This window comes from bacterium (assembly GCA_030646995.1).
Taxonomy (GTDB): domain Bacteria; phylum Patescibacteriota; class Minisyncoccia; order UBA6257; family WO2-44-18; genus JAUSKF01.
Window position 1 is genome coordinate 1 of record JAUSKF010000002.1, and the last position, 15,557, is coordinate 15,557.

A 15,557-nucleotide genomic window follows, 5' to 3' on the forward strand; every position below is an offset into this window, starting at 1 on the left:
CTAAATATTTACGGTCACGCTTGTACCCGAATCCTTCAGTCGCTTTGCCGTTTTTCTTCTTACCTTTGAGGTAGTCCAGGCGATACGGTGGGTCTGTCAGGCAGAGCGACGCCTTATCGCCGCCCATGAGTTTCGTCATATCGGCTGCAATAGTGGAATCGCCACACATAAGCTTATGTTGGCCCAACTGCCAAACATCGCCCTTCTTAATCAGGATTTTGGTGATGTTGAGTTTCTTTAGCTCCTTTTGGAGGTCAAAGATTTCCGGATTCTCGTCAACACCAAAGATGTCGTCTAGGTCTTCGCTGGAGAAGCCGACGTCTTTCAAAAAGATTTCGTCGAAGTCCGCCAGCAGGGTCCAGTCAAACTCGCCGGTGTTCAAATTTAATCTGATACAAATTTCCTTTTCCTTTTCGATGTCGGGAACATTGATATAGACGACTGGCACTTCCTTGAATCCCATTTCCTTAACCACCTCAAGTCGGAAATGGCCACCGATCACGATGTTCTTCCGGCTCGGAGCAGAATTAGCCAGGATTGGATCTACGACACCGAATTTTTTAATGCTTTCTTTCAACTGATCCGACTGCTCCTTGGAGTGCTTGCGGGGATTGTACGGTGCCGGCCGCAAATCGGCGACCGGAACGTACTGAATGTTTAATTTTTTATCCATTTTATTTTTTATTATTTTTTTAATGCGTAAGTTTTAATCGACCCAACCAAGCAACGAAAAACGCCCAGACACGTGTCGCGAGTTTGCGACAAATGTCTGGGCGTTCCAGACGATGCTCTTCTAATTGTTAATTTAACTATACCACGGTTGTTTTAAAATCTTCAACCATGGAAACCCATTCCTTAAGGTCTAGAACAATGTGGGAAAGAGGGCATTTTGGATTCGGGCAAGAAATTTCACATTTATCTCCCGTCTTTACGGTAATTACCCTGTTAATGCCGCGATCTGGTCTAACCATAAACTCATAAGTTCCGTTGGCGAGATCCTTTTTATATACAGGGGTGCCGCATTCACAACGAAACAATCGCGTTATTCGTCCGTCGCTGTGTTTTATAAGATCCATCATATTAGCGGTTTACATTATCTCGCTCGGAACCATCTGGATTATCGCGTACATATTCTCTGCCGTTGATTTTTACAATATGGACGTCGGGATGTCTGCCATTTTTCACTTCTTTTACAGCTTGAAGCCGCGGTACGTGGGGCCGTGAACCGATTTTATAGCTTTCGTTCCGGTTATTAGGTCCGTCGTTATTTCCTCTTACGTGCGCCATAGATAATTTAATTAATAGCTTGGTTTATAATATCGACCTTCTTTAATTCTAAGCCCTGATTTACGGCTTGTCAAGCGTTATGGGCTATTGTAATTTCTGCGGGCTTATGATAGTATAAAAATATGCACGAAATACAAGAAAAGCTTCTTCAGTTTTCCAGAGAGAAAAACCTTGGCCAATATACACTCAGAGAAATAGGGGGGTTTATTAATGTACATTCTCCCCAAAAAGTAAAACACCACCTTCAGCAGCTGGAGAAGCGAGGGCTTATTAAAATTGACAAAATAAAGGGAATTATTGAGCCGATACAACCTGGATGGACAAAGCGGATTTTAAAAAAGGCTGCCCGGATTTTTAATATACCAATTTATGGAATGGCGCAGTGTGGTCCTAAAGGAGTTCTTGCCGAACAAAACCTCGAAGGATTTCTTCGAGTCTCGGACGCGCTCTTACAACGAAAACCAAAGAAGTCATTCTTCGTCGTGCAAGCAAGTGGTCTATCGATGAATGCGGTGAACGTGGAAGGGAAATCTATCGATGACGGTGATTACTTAATTATTGATCGGGAACTAATCAACCCATTAAATGATGACGTTATATTGGGAATTATTGATAACATGGCCGTCATTAAAAAATACATCAAAGATGAAAAAAATGAGCAAATTATTCTTAAATCAGAATCAACGCAAAATTTCCCGCCAATTTATTTGCACAAAAATGATAATTTTATAATCAACGGAAAAGTCGTCCAGGTCATTAAAAAACCGAATTAAACATGAATCAAAAGATTAAAGACAGATTGCGAGCTAATAAGTTGGAGTACTATGATGCGACAGACGACAAGGTGGCAGTAATCCAAAAGCCTACTCTGGAAAAGATTCGCAAAGATGAACGACACCTTGGGTTAAAGATTGGATCTTGGTGGGGCAGCCTGGCATTGGGTAGCTCACTGCTTTTTTCATTAGCAACCACTGAAAATTTTGGAGCATTTATGGGGATTGGCGGATCTGCCTGGCAAGCCATCTTTTTTATAGGATTAGCGATCGCAATCATGGCTTTTATAACGCTTTCCGTTGCCTTAGCGCCTCGCTTACTCAGATTCTTAACAGGTAAAGACAATTCAGACGAAGACACGATTTTTATCGAGAAAAATAGGATTAATGGCAAGAAAGAAGAAAAATAATTTTATGAATTGGCACCAAGAAAAAATTAAGAAGCACCCTCAATGCACCAACACTCAGTTAGTATCGGATGTTGATATCCTTTATCCGCCGTTTGCGCTGGCAATATTGAAAATCTTTGCTAAAGCTCGTGAGGCAGGATTAGGTATTTGTATTTACGAAACCTACAGAGCTCAAGAAAGACAGTTGGAATTGTTTGATAAGGGGAAAACGAAATTAAAAAGTAACGGAATGCACCATTTCGGAGTGGCAACGGATATCGTGTTTTTTAATGACAAAAAGTGGCCGAGCTGGGACGCCACGCACCCATGGTCGCGATTAGGAGAGTTTGGAAAGAGCTTAGGTCTTTATTGGGGCGGAGATTGGGAAGACTTTCGCGATCTGCCGCATTTTCAATTGATAAAAGCTACGTCGGCAGAACAGGCAAAAATTGTAAACGGCGAATATCCAGCTTATGACTCCCAAATTGATAGCTATCTAGAGCAACTTATTCCAGCTTACAATAAAGTAAAATCTTCCAATTACTCGGATCCTAGCATGCAGGATTTTCTATTAGTTTTTAAGAAGATTGAATCACCAAAAATTATAGAGTCAGAACCAACTTCTACTGAGAAAGCCGAACACATTTCCGACCTTCCTAAAGAAAATAAGAGGCCGGAAACGTCTATATTAAGCGTCATTTTGGCGTGGTGTACGGAGCAAATTAAAAAATTAAGAAAACCAAAATAAGATACGAGACACGCCATCGGAATGTCTTATTTGTCTCATTTTGGTTGCCTTCAAGTGACCTGACTGCGTCCTGTAATCGTTATCCGGAGCTCAAAAATCCCTTTTAAAACTTGCCCCAGATAGGTTCAGAACCCCCTCGGGGAGCAAAGCAGGACGAGCGTCGCCTAAAGCGGCGCTTTTCCTTTTGCGGAAGGTGTTTTAGCTGATATAATGAAGCCATGCAAAAAATAGCTACAAAAGTATTTGTCTGTGCGTCGGTTGTTTTTGGAGTGGTGGGTATTCTAAATGTGCTGACATTGCCTGAAGGAGGAGACAACAATGCCTCACCTCTGCACATGATATTTATGAAGCTCATGTTTATCACGGTGATGATTATCCTGCCTTCGTTTGCATTAAGCATCGCCGGCAAGTATCTAAACGGTAAATCTTAATAATAAAAAAGCCCCTACTTTATGGGGCTTTTTAGAAACTTCATTAAATAACGTTGCATGCACAGTCAATCACTTTCAAAACGATACAGTCACCTCCTGTCTGTATTTTTGTTCGCCCTCTTGTTAATACTCGGTTTTATATTTCGGGAGCGACTGGGGGCGCAATTGAGATTTTTGAGAACGCAGATTTTTCCATGCAAGAATCCGATTACCTATTCGATAGGAGTATTTGACGCACGATTCGGAATATCCAAAGCAAACTTTTTAAGAGCCATACAAGAAGCGGAAGCAATTTGGGAAAAGCCGATAGATAAGGAGCTTTTTTCTTATGCAACGGATGGAAATCTACTGGTTAATCTGGTCTATGATTATCGCCAGAATACAACTCAAACGCTACAGGAGCTGGAATTAAAAGTAGATCAAAGCAGAGCTTCCTATGAAGAACTTAAAAGCAAGTATGAATCAATGATTTCTCAATTCGCGCAGGATAAAAGCGCGCTTGAGTTTCGCGTTACGGCTTTTGAATTGCGGAAAAGGACTTATGAAGCTGATGTGAGGCGCGGATCCGCCAGCTGGCGGAGGCAAAAGCATGTTTCCGAAGCAGAAGATAACCGTTTAAACGCGGAAGGAGAATACCTTGAGTACGAGGCGATGGTTTTAAATGAGATGCAGGCTGGTTTAAAGAAACAAGTCGGAGATATTAATATTCTTGCGAGAACCCTTAACGATCTGGCGAGCGCGCTTAATCTTAATGTTGCCAGCTACAATGACGTAGGAGGGACTGTGGGCGGAAATTTTACGCAAGGGGTGTATGAAAGCCACGGAGCAGGTGGGACAGAAAGCATTACTGTCTTCCAGTATGATTCCTATGAAAAACTGGTGCGCGTCTTAGCGCATGAGTTGGGGCATGCTCTTTCTCTTGAGCATATCGATAATCCGGATGCAATTATGTATCGGTTTAATCAGGGAGACAATGATACGCTTACAGCCATTGATCTTCTTGCGCTCAAATCTCATTGTAGAATTAGTTTATAGAGCCAAAATAAAACACCCCATTTGGGGTGTTTTATTTTTATTGAATCGGAGCCAGCACTACTACCTGCGGGTTTTCCCGCACCACGATGAAGCGTCGCTTCCAGCCCTTCAAGAAATCAGCTTCGGAAATATTTTTTTCTACTTTATTTCCGGAAGCCGGATCATGATAGAAAATCATTCCATCCTCCATTCCGGTTACCACGACGATATGTCCAAGCATAGCTTTCGGATTGAATTTATTGTGGATTGATACAATCACCGGACCCACTTTCAAGAAGTCCTTGAACTTACCAAACACCGTCAGGTTGTCCAAATGCATGTAGTCATAATTTTTTCCGGTAAGGCCATATAATCCGGCGAGCGCGGAAAGTTCTTTATGCTTCCAGCCTATGCCGGGTTTGTAGGCGCCCAAATCTAACGCCTGCAAAAGCAGGTTTGCAACCGAGACGCTTTTCGGCTTATAAAACTCCATTGCCATCGCCATACTGGCGATGCCGCAAGCCGAACTCTGCCACTCAATTTGTGGAATGTCTCGGAATTGCGAATAAAAAGGGACGTTATCGTAATGTATCATAGCAATCGATTCTATCACAAAAATAGGCCTATGTCAATCCGCCAGCCGGCGGATGAAAAAGGGTGTAAGATGTAGATATATATGAGTATTTGGCGGGTTTTACTGCAGGATTATAAAAAGCACACAGTAGGCGTGCTGGTGTCTATTCTACTGGTTTTGGTTGGCTGGGTATATATTGAATCGCAATACATCGGCTATTTTTATCCGGGAGTCGCCATTGCCGGCGAGCCCGTTGGCGGTAAGACCTATGCGGAGGTATTCGTTGATTTTAAAACGCGTACCGAGAAATTAATGACTGATGGTTTCCGGGTTGTTCTCACTGGTGAGAAAGGCGAGAAAAAGGTGCATATTCCGTTTGCTATCAGCGGCTTAACTGCCGACAATTTGGTGGAATATTTTTCACTGGGTGCATGGGAGGAGGTAACCGAAGAGGCCTATAAGTTTGGTCGCTCCGGTCCTTTGCTGGTTCAGCCACTGCGTAAGTTATCCGCGCTTCTTTTCGGTACTAATTTTGAATTACCCACAGTAACGCGCAAATACGCCCTGCAGTCACTTTTATCTCGGGAGTTAAGCGGATTTTTCAAAGAAGCAGTGCCGGCTCGTTTCGTGTATGACGGCGCGTTTATGGCCATCGCAAAAGAAAAAAACGGGGAGAGCGGAGGCGTGGATGAAATTGCGGAGATTATTAATTTGCGGCTGGCCGCGCTCGATCCTTCCCCAATTCTATTTTCTTCTGTGCCGGTAATGCCGGCGGTTACCGCCAAACAGCTTGAGCCATTTCTAAAACTTGCGAACGAAGTCTCTAATGCGACGAGCCTTGTTTTTTATTATCGGGATAGCCGATGGAAGGTGAGTGGCCGCACGCTCGCGACTTGGCTCACAGTCAAAAAAGAAAATGAAATCGGAATAGACAATGTTAAGTTGAAGAATTTTCTTGCGAAGACGGTGGCGCCGATTATAGACAATCCGCCGCGGAACAGCCGCTTTGAAATGCGCGGCGGCGTTCTTACCGAAATCATTCCGGGCAAGCCCGGCAATGTGGTGGATATAGAAAAGACGATTCAGCAGGTGGAGAGCGTGGTTTACACAGTGCAGAGCTCTTACGCTACCACCGCCAATCTTTTGCTGGCGCTTACTTCGGCCGGTTCGCAGGTGGATGTGAAGGCACGGACGGGAGTGATTGAGATTCCGATTGAGATTATTCAAGCCAATCCTCAAATCACTAAGCTGGTAGTTGATAATTACGGCATCAAAGACTTAGTTGGTTCTGCAAAAACCAGCTTTAAAGGAAGCAGCAGCGACCGTAAGCATAATATTGAAGTCGGCGTTTCTAAGCTGAACGGCATTCTACTCGCGCCCGGCGAAGAGTTTTCTGCGGTGAACGGTATCGGTGAAACCAACGAAGAAGAGGGTTTCGTAAAGGAATATGTTATTAAAGATAATAAGAGTATTAAAGAATTTGGCGGAGGGCTTTGCCAGCTTGCCACCACGCTTTTTCGGCTTGCGCTGGATACGGGGTTGCCGGTTACCGAGCGAACTAATCATCGGTATGTCGTCGGATATTACGGGCCGGGGTTGGATGCCACTATCTACGGACCGACGCCCGATCTCCGCTTCGTGAATGATACGGGCAATTATCTTCTTTTGCAGGGAAAAGTTGAGGGCAGTGAGTTGGTCTTCGAATTGTATGGTCAGCGCGATGGCCGTATGGTGGAAATTTCCGCTCCGGTTTTAACAGATGAAATTCCGGCGCCGAGTGAAAGATACGTTCCTACGGCGGATTTGAAAATCGGTCAGATGGAGTGCACCGAAACCCCACGCAAGGGAGTTACCGCTGATGTAGCTTATGATGTGCGTTACTTAAACGGCGATACAAAAAACCAGATTTTTCACAGCGTCTACCAGCCGTGGCAGAAGATCTGCTTGTTCGGCACTACTCCTATCTGATTACCTTCTGCCCTCTTGAACACGCCATTCCTATTGGTATAATTCAGTAAGTAACTTTTTGAGGTCTCGGCCGTGGAACACAAAAAGCCGGAGGATATTGATAAGGAAGCGGTGGAACTTTTTAAGAAAGAAGATGAGAAAGCAGTGGACGAGCTCCACGAAGCTTTGAAAATTGATGGCGCCGTGAAATTGATGGCCGGCTATATTGAAAAAGGATTTCTCACTCACGACGAGCCACTCATTCAGGCATTGGAGAAGCTGGAAAAGAAAAAGTTTGAGCTTATTGGGATTGACCCCGATGAGGCCGAGGAAGACGAAGATAAACCACCTAGCTAGGTGGTTTTTTGTTCCTTACCGTTCCGTTATGCGTTATATTTGTTATGAGTTCTTATAGTTCTACTTACTACTTACTACTTACTACGTACTACTTAATACTTACTACTACCCCAATGACCCTCTCCAAAACCGACTACATCCTCTTCCGGGAATGCCCGAAAAATACTTGGTATAAAATCCACCAGCCCGATATTTACTACAAAGCGGAGCTTTCGGAATTTGAGAAACACATTATTGAGACCGGAAATGAAGTGGAGCTGGTCGCTCGGCAATTATATCCGGACGCGGTTTTGGTTGAAGGCCGGGACGAGGGGGCGCAAAAACTTACCCGGGAGCTCATCGCCAAGAAACAGAAAGTAATTTTCCAGCCGGTTTTTCTAAAAGACGGTTTTCTGGCGGCGGTGGACGTATTGGAATATAATCCGGCCACAAAGAGCCACGACATTACTGAAATCAAAGCCTCTAACGAGGCCGATAAGAAGCGGCACTACTATGACCTCGCCTTTCAGGTAAATCTGCTGAAGCGGTGCGGTTTGAAAATTGGCAAAATCAATTTGATGCACCTCAATCCCGAATACACCCGCTTTGGTAAGTTGGATATCAAACAGCTTTTTGCGATTGATGATGTGACTTTGGAAATCAGCGAGCTCGGCGAAGAAGTCGCTTTGGAAATGGAGCAGGCGTTGAAATACCTTTCCAGCGACACCGAACCGCCCGGCTCCTGCAGCTGCCTATATAAAGGAAGGTCCAATCATTGCACCACCTTTCATCACTCCAATCCTACCGTTCCGAAATACAGCGTCCATGATATTTCCCGCATCGGCTTGAGCAAAAAGAAACTGGCCGAGCTTATGGATGGCAGTCATTTCGATATCAAGGAAGTTCCGGAAGAGATGGAGTTGTCGGAGGGTCAGCGAAATCAGGTAAATGCCTATATATTCAATAATATCTTGATGGATAAAGGGGGGATTCGCGAGGAGTTAAAAACTTTAGTGTATCCGATTTATTTTATTGATTACGAAACTTTCCCCTCTGCCGTTCCAATGTTTGATGGCTTTTCTCCGTATCAGCAAATCCCGTTTCAATATTCTCTATTCGTTTTAGAATCCGCTGGTTCAGCATTGAAGCATTTCGAATTTCTCCACGATAAAGTTTCCGATCCCAGCAAAGACTTCGTGGAATCCATGCAAAAACAGATTGGAAAAGTGGGGAGTTTGATTGTTTGGAGTAAAAAATTTGAATGCACAATTAATAAGCAGATTGCTGAAAGAGTTCCGGAGGCCGCGGGATTCATTGAAGATATCAATAACCGCACCTACGACCTGATGGATGTCTTTACCAAACAGCACTATGTCCACAAAGATTTTAAGGGCAGCACTTCTATTAAGAAGGTTCTGCCTGTGCTGGCGCCCGAGCTTTCATATAAGGAATTAGCCATCCAAGAGGGTGGCACTGCCGCCTCGAGCTGGATGAAATTAATTGGCAACGACCTCTCGGCGGTCGAAAAGACCCAACTTCGTAAAGATATGCTGGCCTACTGCAAGCTGGATACCCTCGCAATGGTCCGCATTTTGGAGGAGCTGGAAAAGATGATAAAATAAACCGGTAATTAACTTATTCACAGTCGACCTTGAATCATTTATAGCGTATATGCTATATTCATTATGTACACACATCTAACATCAGAAGTCGAAAAATACATCTTGTCCTTGCCTCAAGATGACCGAGAAAAACTAATTGATATGATCAAGGAATTAGCGCTAAAGAACGGCAAGCTAAACTCCGGTCACACAAAGTACCTAAGGGATAAAATATGGGAATTGCGTCTGGATTCCGGCAAAAGGCAGCATCGATTACTTTTCACAATCGTTCAAGAATCGATGATTGTGATGCTATCCGCCTTTACTAAGAAGACCAGAAAGACACCCCATAAAATAATTGAACGGGCCACGAAGTTGCGGTCGTTAATATTAAAAGAATTAAATGAAAAATAAAATTACAGTAAAGCTTGAAGGGAAAAAAGTCACACTTCGGCCTTTTGGGGATTTCTTAAAAGAACAGTACCCAACTAAGAAATTGCGCGTTAAGGCTGATGCGCGTTTTCAAAGATTCTCTTTTGGTTATGAAGTTTTTCTTGCTCGAAAGAAAAAGCACCTCACTCAAGCTAAATTAGCTAAAAAGCTAGGCACTACCCAAAGCGAAGTTGCTCGCATAGAAAGCGGTGATCAGAACGTAACCTTTGATAAGATCAAAGAAATTGCCAAAGCTCTGAATCAGCCATTTTTGATCAAGCCATAAGATCAATTTCAGTATGTGCAAATTTTGCACATACTGTCGCAAGTGCTAAATTATAAGCCATGGGTCACAAACTAATCTTCCTCGACACCGAAACCACCGGCAACGATATTTTCAAAGATCGTATCTGCCAAGTCTGTTATAAAACTTCTGATGGAATTTATCAGGGGTTTTTCAAGCCGCCCGTGCCGATTTCCGTGAAGGCAATGTCCATAACTCATATCACCAACAAGATGGTCGCCGATAAAGAAACCTTTCAGGGCAGCAAGATGAAAAAAGAGCTTGAGGGTTTATTTGCTGAAGGAATCCTCGTGGCCCACAATGCGAAATTTGATTGCGCGATGCTGGAAGCCGAAGGAATGTCTATTCCGAAGCGCATCTGCACTTTGCGCGTCACGCGGCACTTGGATCCGGAGAATACTATTCCCGAATATAATCTGCAATATTTGCGCTATCACCTCGACCTTGATGTCCAAGACGCCCACGCCCACGATGCCGAAGGGGATGTAAAAGTTTTATGCGCTCTATTTCAGCGCTTGCTCGCTAAAATGGTAGAAACGGGAATGACCGAGAGCGCGGCTATCGCTTCTATGCTCGATGTCTCCAGCCGGCCGTCGTTGTTCCAGTATTTTAATTTCGGGAAATATAAGGATAAGAAAATTGGGGAAGTAGTTAAAACCGACAGGGGATACCTGCAATGGATGCTGGACCGGAAAATGGAAGAAGGCGGGCAAGACGAAGACTGGATCCACACCCTCAAGCATTTTTTGGGGATAGTTCTTTAGAGCTTATTAAAATTTTGGTATGAACGTTTTGATTACCGGAACGGATAAAGGAATAGGAAAAGCTCTCGCGGAAAAATTTCTCGCGGAAGGGCACTTTGTGTTTGGCGCGTATTTATCCGAGGCGTTTCCGGCATCCGATGCCTCGGCGTCCCATCAGCTTGATTTGTCGTCTCCCGAAAGCATTGCCGAATGCGCTAAGAAGATTTCGGAGTCAGGAAAAAAGATAGACATCTTGATTAACAACGCCGGCATTCTTTTGGATGAGGATGAAACAAGGGTTTTAGTAGATAAATTGCGCGAGACATTGGAAGTTAATTTAATCGGCACTATCGATTTTACTGAGCGTGTTATTCCAATGATTCCTAAAGGTGGTCATATTGTAAATATTTCTTCCACCGCCGGATCTTTGGAATTTGCCGGTACCGGAAAGAGTCATCACCCGTACCATTATCCGAGTTATAAAATTTCTAAAGCGGCGTTGAATATGTATACACGAACTCTTGCTACAGCATTAAAGGATTCCGAAATTATCGTGTCATCCGTTCATCCGGGTTGGACGAAGACGGCGATGGGCGGACAGGAGGCAGATATAACTTCGGAAGAAGCGGCGGCGGGTATTTATAAATTTGCGATTTCCAAACCTGAAACGGGACTCTTCTGGTTCAAAGGAGAGCGTTTGCCGTGGTAAAATTTCTCTATGAAAAAGAAACGTAAATTCGCGATTTTTGATATTGATGGCACGATTTTCCGATCCAGTTTACTAATTGAACTCACCGAAGGGATGATTCATCGGGGAATTTTCAAGCCGCGCGTTAGAAATGTTTACACCAAGGCATATAAAAAATGGTTGGATAGAAAAGGGCCATACGGGGAATATATCAATGCAGTTGTAAAAGCTTTTGAAACGAACATTAAGGGCGTGCCGGCAAAAGCATTTTTTAAAATCTCCAAGCAGGTAGCTGATTTTCATAAAGACCGGACTTATCGATATACCCGTCAACTAATCACTGACCTGAAGAAGAAGGGCTACTATCTTCTCGCCATTTCTCATTCGCCGCTTTCAGTACTGCAAGATTTTTGCCGAAAAATTGGCTTTGATAAAGTCTACGGTCGGGTGCATGAAGTTAATAAAAACGGTAAGCTCACCGGCGACACTATGCATCTTGAACTCATCTCCGACAAGGCGAAGATTCTCCAGCGCGCAATTGAAAAAGAAAATCTTACTTTAAAAGATTCGGTGGGAGTGGGGGACACAGAAACCGACATCCGCTTTTTGGAAATAGTAAAAAATCCGATTTGTTTCAATCCGAACTCGGGACTTTATAGACACGCTAAAAAAGCCGGTTGGAAGGTAGTGGTTGAGCGGAAAGACGTAGTTTTTGAACTCTAGTTTTGATATGATATAGCCATGGAACAAAAAATAAATTCACATCGGTTAGGGATGGTAGTCGGCGCGGTCGCGGGTCTGTGGCATGTGGGTTGGTCGGTGTTGGTAGTTGCGGGAGTGGCTCAAGCATTGATAGATTTCGTGTTTCGTGTGCATTTTATGGAGCCGCTCTATCATATCGGAGAATTTAGCCTTGGAACTGCGGTGGCGCTGGTTTTAGTAACTTCGATTATTGGTTATATTTTCGGCTGGTTGATTGGGACGGTTTGGAATAGGATTTACCGGTCTTAAATAAAAAACCGCCCCTGCGCATTAGGGGCGGTTTTTTATTTGAAGAGTGGGGTGTTTGTGATAGCATCTTAAGCAGTTCTTACTATGAACCCAATCATAAATAGGAGGCTGGATGACATTTCTCTGGTGCCTGCTTTTACTGCTGATTATCGCTCAATTGGCCGTGATTCCGTTCTGGCCGAGGATTGTACGGAAAGTAATTCGTCGCAGGCCAGCCTCGTCGAGTCTAGGCGGGCCGACGCGGAAATTCTGGAATTTGGTTTTGAATGCCTCAATTTACGGAGTAGTGCTATTTTTTACCTTGATTCCGTTTATTCGGGTAAGTCTGATTATCGCTGTAGAATCGGCGGTTGTTGATAAAAAAGAGGCGCCTAGTGTGTATTTTAGCCATGAAAGCGAACGGTTTGTGGACATCCGCGGGCAGATTCATGTGCATTGTTATCTTTCACATGATTCAAAGGGAACTCTGGAGGAAATTACCGACGCTGCAGTAAAAAACGGTGTGCGCTGGATCATTCTCACCGACCACATCAGTAGGCTGCCCCCCGGCGATTACCCGGATCAACTTAACGGAGTTCTGTTGGTTTACGGATGTGAGCGGAATTATCTCGAAGGAACTTCGGTCTTCCGAGCTTCGTTGAAAGATCAGAAAGAAACGCTTTACCTGCATGGACACGTCGAGAGTTTCAGCGGAGCCGCGGATTCAAAATGGATTTACCAAAAAGAGGATAAGGATCCGGTAATCCATTGGGACGCTCTAGAAGTGGTGAATTTTCACGCCAACGCGTTGGATAACAAGTTGGGTATTCTAGGCTCGGTATTTTTTTACCCAACTAGTTTGTACAACAATATCACCACTCTGATTCCCAGAAATTTTGACTATTGGCAGAAGCTGGCGGAGCGTGAAGGTCGGCCCATCCCAATTTTCGGAGCCCCCGACGCGCATCAGAACATAAAAATTCTGGGTGTGCAGGTTGATCCCTACGAGCTGACTCTCGGCCTCATCTCGACTCACATCTGGATAGAGAAAGATGGCGAATTGAATCAAGATACTATTTTCGAAGCAATTAAAAAGGGGCGCAGCTACATTGCCTTTGATTATCTCGGGGATCCGACCGGATTTAAATTTTACGCGGAATCTCTGAAGAGTCGGTGTATGACTGGAGAATCAATGTCGGCGCCGAAATATCTTAGTGTTTGGGCGCCCGGCGAAGACTCATATGTCAAAACAAAATTCTATCGGGACAATGTATTTGTTGGTGAAGTGTCCGGTGGTCTGGCTTATATGCTCGATCCTCAGCCGGGATTTTGGCGTGTGGAGCTTTGGAAAGATGACCGCCCGTGGATTATCAGCGGGCAAATCCTTGTTAAGTAACCTCGACATTGTCGGGGTTTTTTATTACTCTATCTGCGTACTTTGAAAAAAGAGGAGGTAGGATGAAGCGCTGGCTGAAGCGATTGGCGATTCCGGTTGCAGCACTTTTGGCGTTCGCCGGCGTGTATTACGCCGCGAATTACAATACTGCCCGATACAATTTTGCGGTAGTGCAAGAAGGAAAGATTTACCGTTCCGGTTTGCCGGATGAAGCCTTTCTTGCCGAGATGGTTGAAAAAAGGAAAATCAAAACCATTATCAGTTTTTTGGGACGGCCGACAGATGACGAAAAAAAGCTTATTGAAACTCATGGAATCCGGGTTGTGAATATAAAAATGTATGTATCCAGAGATCCGACTGATGAGCAGATTGAACAGTTCCTTACATTAGTCAGCGACCCTGCAAATCAGCCGGTGCTGGTTCATTGCCGGGGCGGCGCGGACCGGACCGGTCTGATGATCGCTCTCAAGCGAGTACTGCATGACGGCTGGAGCTTGGAAGCGGCGGAAAAAGAGATGAGTTTCTACCGAAATCTTCCGCTGTTCACGCCGATGCCGCAGAGGAAACTCCGGCAGTACGTTTTGGAAAAATCGGTCGTGGATAAGCGCTGCGCCTACTCTAACAAGTCGGTGGGCAGTTTCCGGGCGGCGGCCGACAAAGAAGTGATCACACCGATCGGTCAGACGAATCTTGCGGGATTTTCTCCAAAGCGGCTGTCGCTGGGGGTTCATGATGATCTTTACGCGCGTTGCTTGATTTTGGAATGTCCTCACGGAGAAAAATTGGCGATTGTTTCACTGGATCTGGTGGGCTTCCTTCGTTATGACGTTCTAAAAGTTCGCGAAGAGCTTAGGAAAAAAGGAGTAATCCATCCGGATTCTTTGATTATTGTTTCCACTCATCAGCATGCCGGTCCGGATCCTATCGGAGTTTGGGGAAGATCTATTCCATTCGCCCCGCATCTATCAGGTTCCGGACGAGACGAAGAGTATCTTGCCTCGGTGCGCGCAAAGATCGTAAACCTCGTTGAGCGCTCAACGAAGAAGCTGGAGAAAGCCGAGTTGTCGGTGATCCAAGCATCGGGCAAGGGATATTCCAAAAACGTTCGGATCAACGAAGATTTGGACACCTCACTAATGGCTCTAGTAGCAAAGGGCGATAAGGGAGTGATCGGCACATTGGTGAACTTTGGAGTTCATCCGGAAACCTATCGGGACAAAAATCAGGTGATTACGGCCGATTTTCCGGGAGTGCTGGTTCAGAAAATGGAGGCCGAATTCGGTGGTACGTCGCTTTTCGTGAACGGACTCTGCGGAGCGATGGTTTCGGTCCGTACGAACGACCTCAAGATCGAAAACCCGACCTATGAACAGCGCGCGGAAGCAGTGGGCGCCGGCTTGACCAAGCGTCTAGTTGAAGAAGCGATTAGCGTAAAACCGATTGATTGTTCCGGAGGATGTTTGCGGATTCGGAAAAAGCTGGTCAAGATCCCGCTGACTAATTTCGTGTTTCAGGAATGCGTGAAGTTGGGTGTCTTGCCGCACAACCGCGATACGATGACCGAAAAACAGGAAGCGATCACCGAAGTCGGGATCATCGACATTGGTGATCTGCGGATCCTGTTGGTACCCGGAGAGATGCAGCCCGGATTCGGACTGAAGATCAAAGAGATGACCGGCGCCGATATGGTTTTTGGTCTCGCCAACGACGAGATTGGCTATATCATCGCCACTGAAGAGTTCTATCGGGTAATCGATCATCCCAAAAAAGGAAAAGTGGACGTTTACGCTTACGAGCGGACGATGTCGCTCGGTGAAGAAACCGGAAATAAGATATACGAAGCATTCAAACAACTGGTAACCGAATAGGTTGCCAGTTTTTTATTTTTTCTGTATTGTATGGGG

19 protein-coding genes are annotated in these 15,557 nt (G+C 44.8%); 16 read left to right on the forward strand and 3 right to left on the reverse strand.

Annotated features, from left to right (window positions below):
* Both Q7S83_00425 and Q7S83_00430 read right to left on the reverse strand, forming a co-directional pair.
* On the reverse strand, positions 1-673 hold a 673-nt coding region (locus Q7S83_00425), incomplete at its 3' end, for a ParB N-terminal domain-containing protein (GenBank protein MDO8466590.1).
* Between the two features lie 407 nt (positions 674-1,080).
* Positions 1,081-1,287, reverse strand: coding sequence for a DUF3892 domain-containing protein (locus Q7S83_00430; protein ID MDO8466591.1), 207 nt, complete (start codon positions 1,285-1,287; stop codon positions 1,081-1,083).
* 122 nt (positions 1,288-1,409) lie between these two features.
* Between Q7S83_00430 and Q7S83_00435 the strand changes: the two genes are divergently transcribed.
* The 5 genes from Q7S83_00435 to Q7S83_00455 all read left to right on the forward strand — a co-directional run bounded on the left by Q7S83_00435 (position 1,410) and on the right by Q7S83_00455 (position 4,663).
* On the forward strand, positions 1,410-2,060 hold the full coding sequence (locus Q7S83_00435) for a S24 family peptidase (protein ID MDO8466592.1): 651 nt from the start codon (positions 1,410-1,412) through the stop codon (positions 2,058-2,060).
* A gap of 2 nt (positions 2,061-2,062) precedes the next feature.
* Entirely contained in the window at positions 2,063-2,470 is a 408-nt protein-coding gene (locus tag Q7S83_00440; protein MDO8466593.1) for a hypothetical protein, read from the forward strand.
* Positions 2,448-3,197: a M15 family metallopeptidase gene (locus Q7S83_00445; GenBank protein MDO8466594.1), complete on the forward strand. Its 750-nt coding sequence runs from the start codon at positions 2,448-2,450 to the stop codon at positions 3,195-3,197. The genes Q7S83_00440 and Q7S83_00445 overlap by 23 nt, the downstream gene beginning before the upstream one ends.
* Positions 3,198-3,415: 218 nt before the next feature.
* Positions 3,416-3,628, forward strand: coding sequence for a hypothetical protein (locus Q7S83_00450; GenBank protein MDO8466595.1), 213 nt, complete (start codon positions 3,416-3,418; stop codon positions 3,626-3,628).
* Positions 3,629-3,793: 165 nt separating this feature from the next.
* A complete protein-coding gene (locus tag Q7S83_00455; protein MDO8466596.1) occupies positions 3,794-4,663 on the forward strand; it encodes a matrixin family metalloprotease in 870 nt (289 codons plus the stop codon).
* Between the two features lie 37 nt (positions 4,664-4,700).
* Here the strand turns inward: Q7S83_00455 and Q7S83_00460 are convergent, their stop codons facing one another.
* The gene (locus Q7S83_00460; GenBank protein MDO8466597.1) at positions 4,701-5,237 is read right to left on the reverse strand and encodes a C39 family peptidase; all 537 of its coding nucleotides are present in this window, start codon (positions 5,235-5,237) and stop codon (positions 4,701-4,703) included.
* An 81-nt stretch (positions 5,238-5,318) separates the two neighbouring features.
* Between Q7S83_00460 and Q7S83_00465 the strand changes: the two genes are divergently transcribed.
* The 11 genes from Q7S83_00465 to Q7S83_00515 all read left to right on the forward strand — a co-directional run bounded on the left by Q7S83_00465 (position 5,319) and on the right by Q7S83_00515 (position 15,521).
* Positions 5,319-7,184 carry a VanW family protein gene (locus Q7S83_00465; protein MDO8466598.1) on the forward strand — a complete coding sequence of 622 codons (1,866 nt, stop codon included), beginning with the start codon at positions 5,319-5,321 and terminating at the stop codon, positions 7,182-7,184.
* 72 nt (positions 7,185-7,256) lie between these two features.
* Positions 7,257-7,520 carry a hypothetical protein gene (locus Q7S83_00470; protein MDO8466599.1) on the forward strand — a complete coding sequence of 88 codons (264 nt, stop codon included), beginning with the start codon at positions 7,257-7,259 and terminating at the stop codon, positions 7,518-7,520.
* Positions 7,521-7,564: 44 nt separating this feature from the next.
* Positions 7,565-9,121: a DUF2779 domain-containing protein gene (locus Q7S83_00475; protein ID MDO8466600.1), complete on the forward strand. Its 1,557-nt coding sequence runs from the start codon at positions 7,565-7,567 to the stop codon at positions 9,119-9,121.
* Positions 9,122-9,184: 63 nt separating this feature from the next.
* Complete coding sequence (locus Q7S83_00480) at positions 9,185-9,514, forward strand: type II toxin-antitoxin system RelE/ParE family toxin (GenBank protein ID MDO8466601.1); 330 nt, start codon at positions 9,185-9,187, stop codon at positions 9,512-9,514.
* Positions 9,504-9,818 carry a helix-turn-helix transcriptional regulator gene (locus Q7S83_00485; protein ID MDO8466602.1) on the forward strand — a complete coding sequence of 105 codons (315 nt, stop codon included), beginning with the start codon at positions 9,504-9,506 and terminating at the stop codon, positions 9,816-9,818. Before Q7S83_00480 ends, Q7S83_00485 begins: the two co-directional genes overlap by 11 nt.
* Positions 9,819-9,877: 59 nt before the next feature.
* The gene (locus tag Q7S83_00490) at positions 9,878-10,600 is read left to right on the forward strand and encodes an exonuclease domain-containing protein (GenBank protein ID MDO8466603.1); all 723 of its coding nucleotides are present in this window, start codon (positions 9,878-9,880) and stop codon (positions 10,598-10,600) included.
* Between the two features lie 19 nt (positions 10,601-10,619).
* Entirely contained in the window at positions 10,620-11,288 is a 669-nt protein-coding gene (locus tag Q7S83_00495) for an SDR family NAD(P)-dependent oxidoreductase (protein MDO8466604.1), read from the forward strand.
* 9 nt (positions 11,289-11,297) lie between these two features.
* Entirely contained in the window at positions 11,298-11,990 is a 693-nt protein-coding gene (locus Q7S83_00500; protein ID MDO8466605.1) for an HAD-IB family hydrolase, read from the forward strand.
* A gap of 18 nt (positions 11,991-12,008) precedes the next feature.
* The gene (locus Q7S83_00505) at positions 12,009-12,278 is read left to right on the forward strand and encodes a hypothetical protein (GenBank protein ID MDO8466606.1); all 270 of its coding nucleotides are present in this window, start codon (positions 12,009-12,011) and stop codon (positions 12,276-12,278) included.
* A gap of 112 nt (positions 12,279-12,390) precedes the next feature.
* Positions 12,391-13,653, forward strand: coding sequence for a hypothetical protein (locus tag Q7S83_00510; protein ID MDO8466607.1), 1,263 nt, complete (start codon positions 12,391-12,393; stop codon positions 13,651-13,653).
* A 62-nt stretch (positions 13,654-13,715) separates the two neighbouring features.
* A complete protein-coding gene (locus Q7S83_00515) occupies positions 13,716-15,521 on the forward strand; it encodes a neutral/alkaline non-lysosomal ceramidase N-terminal domain-containing protein (protein MDO8466608.1) in 1,806 nt (601 codons plus the stop codon).
* The last annotated feature ends 36 nt before the right edge of the window (positions 15,522-15,557 follow it).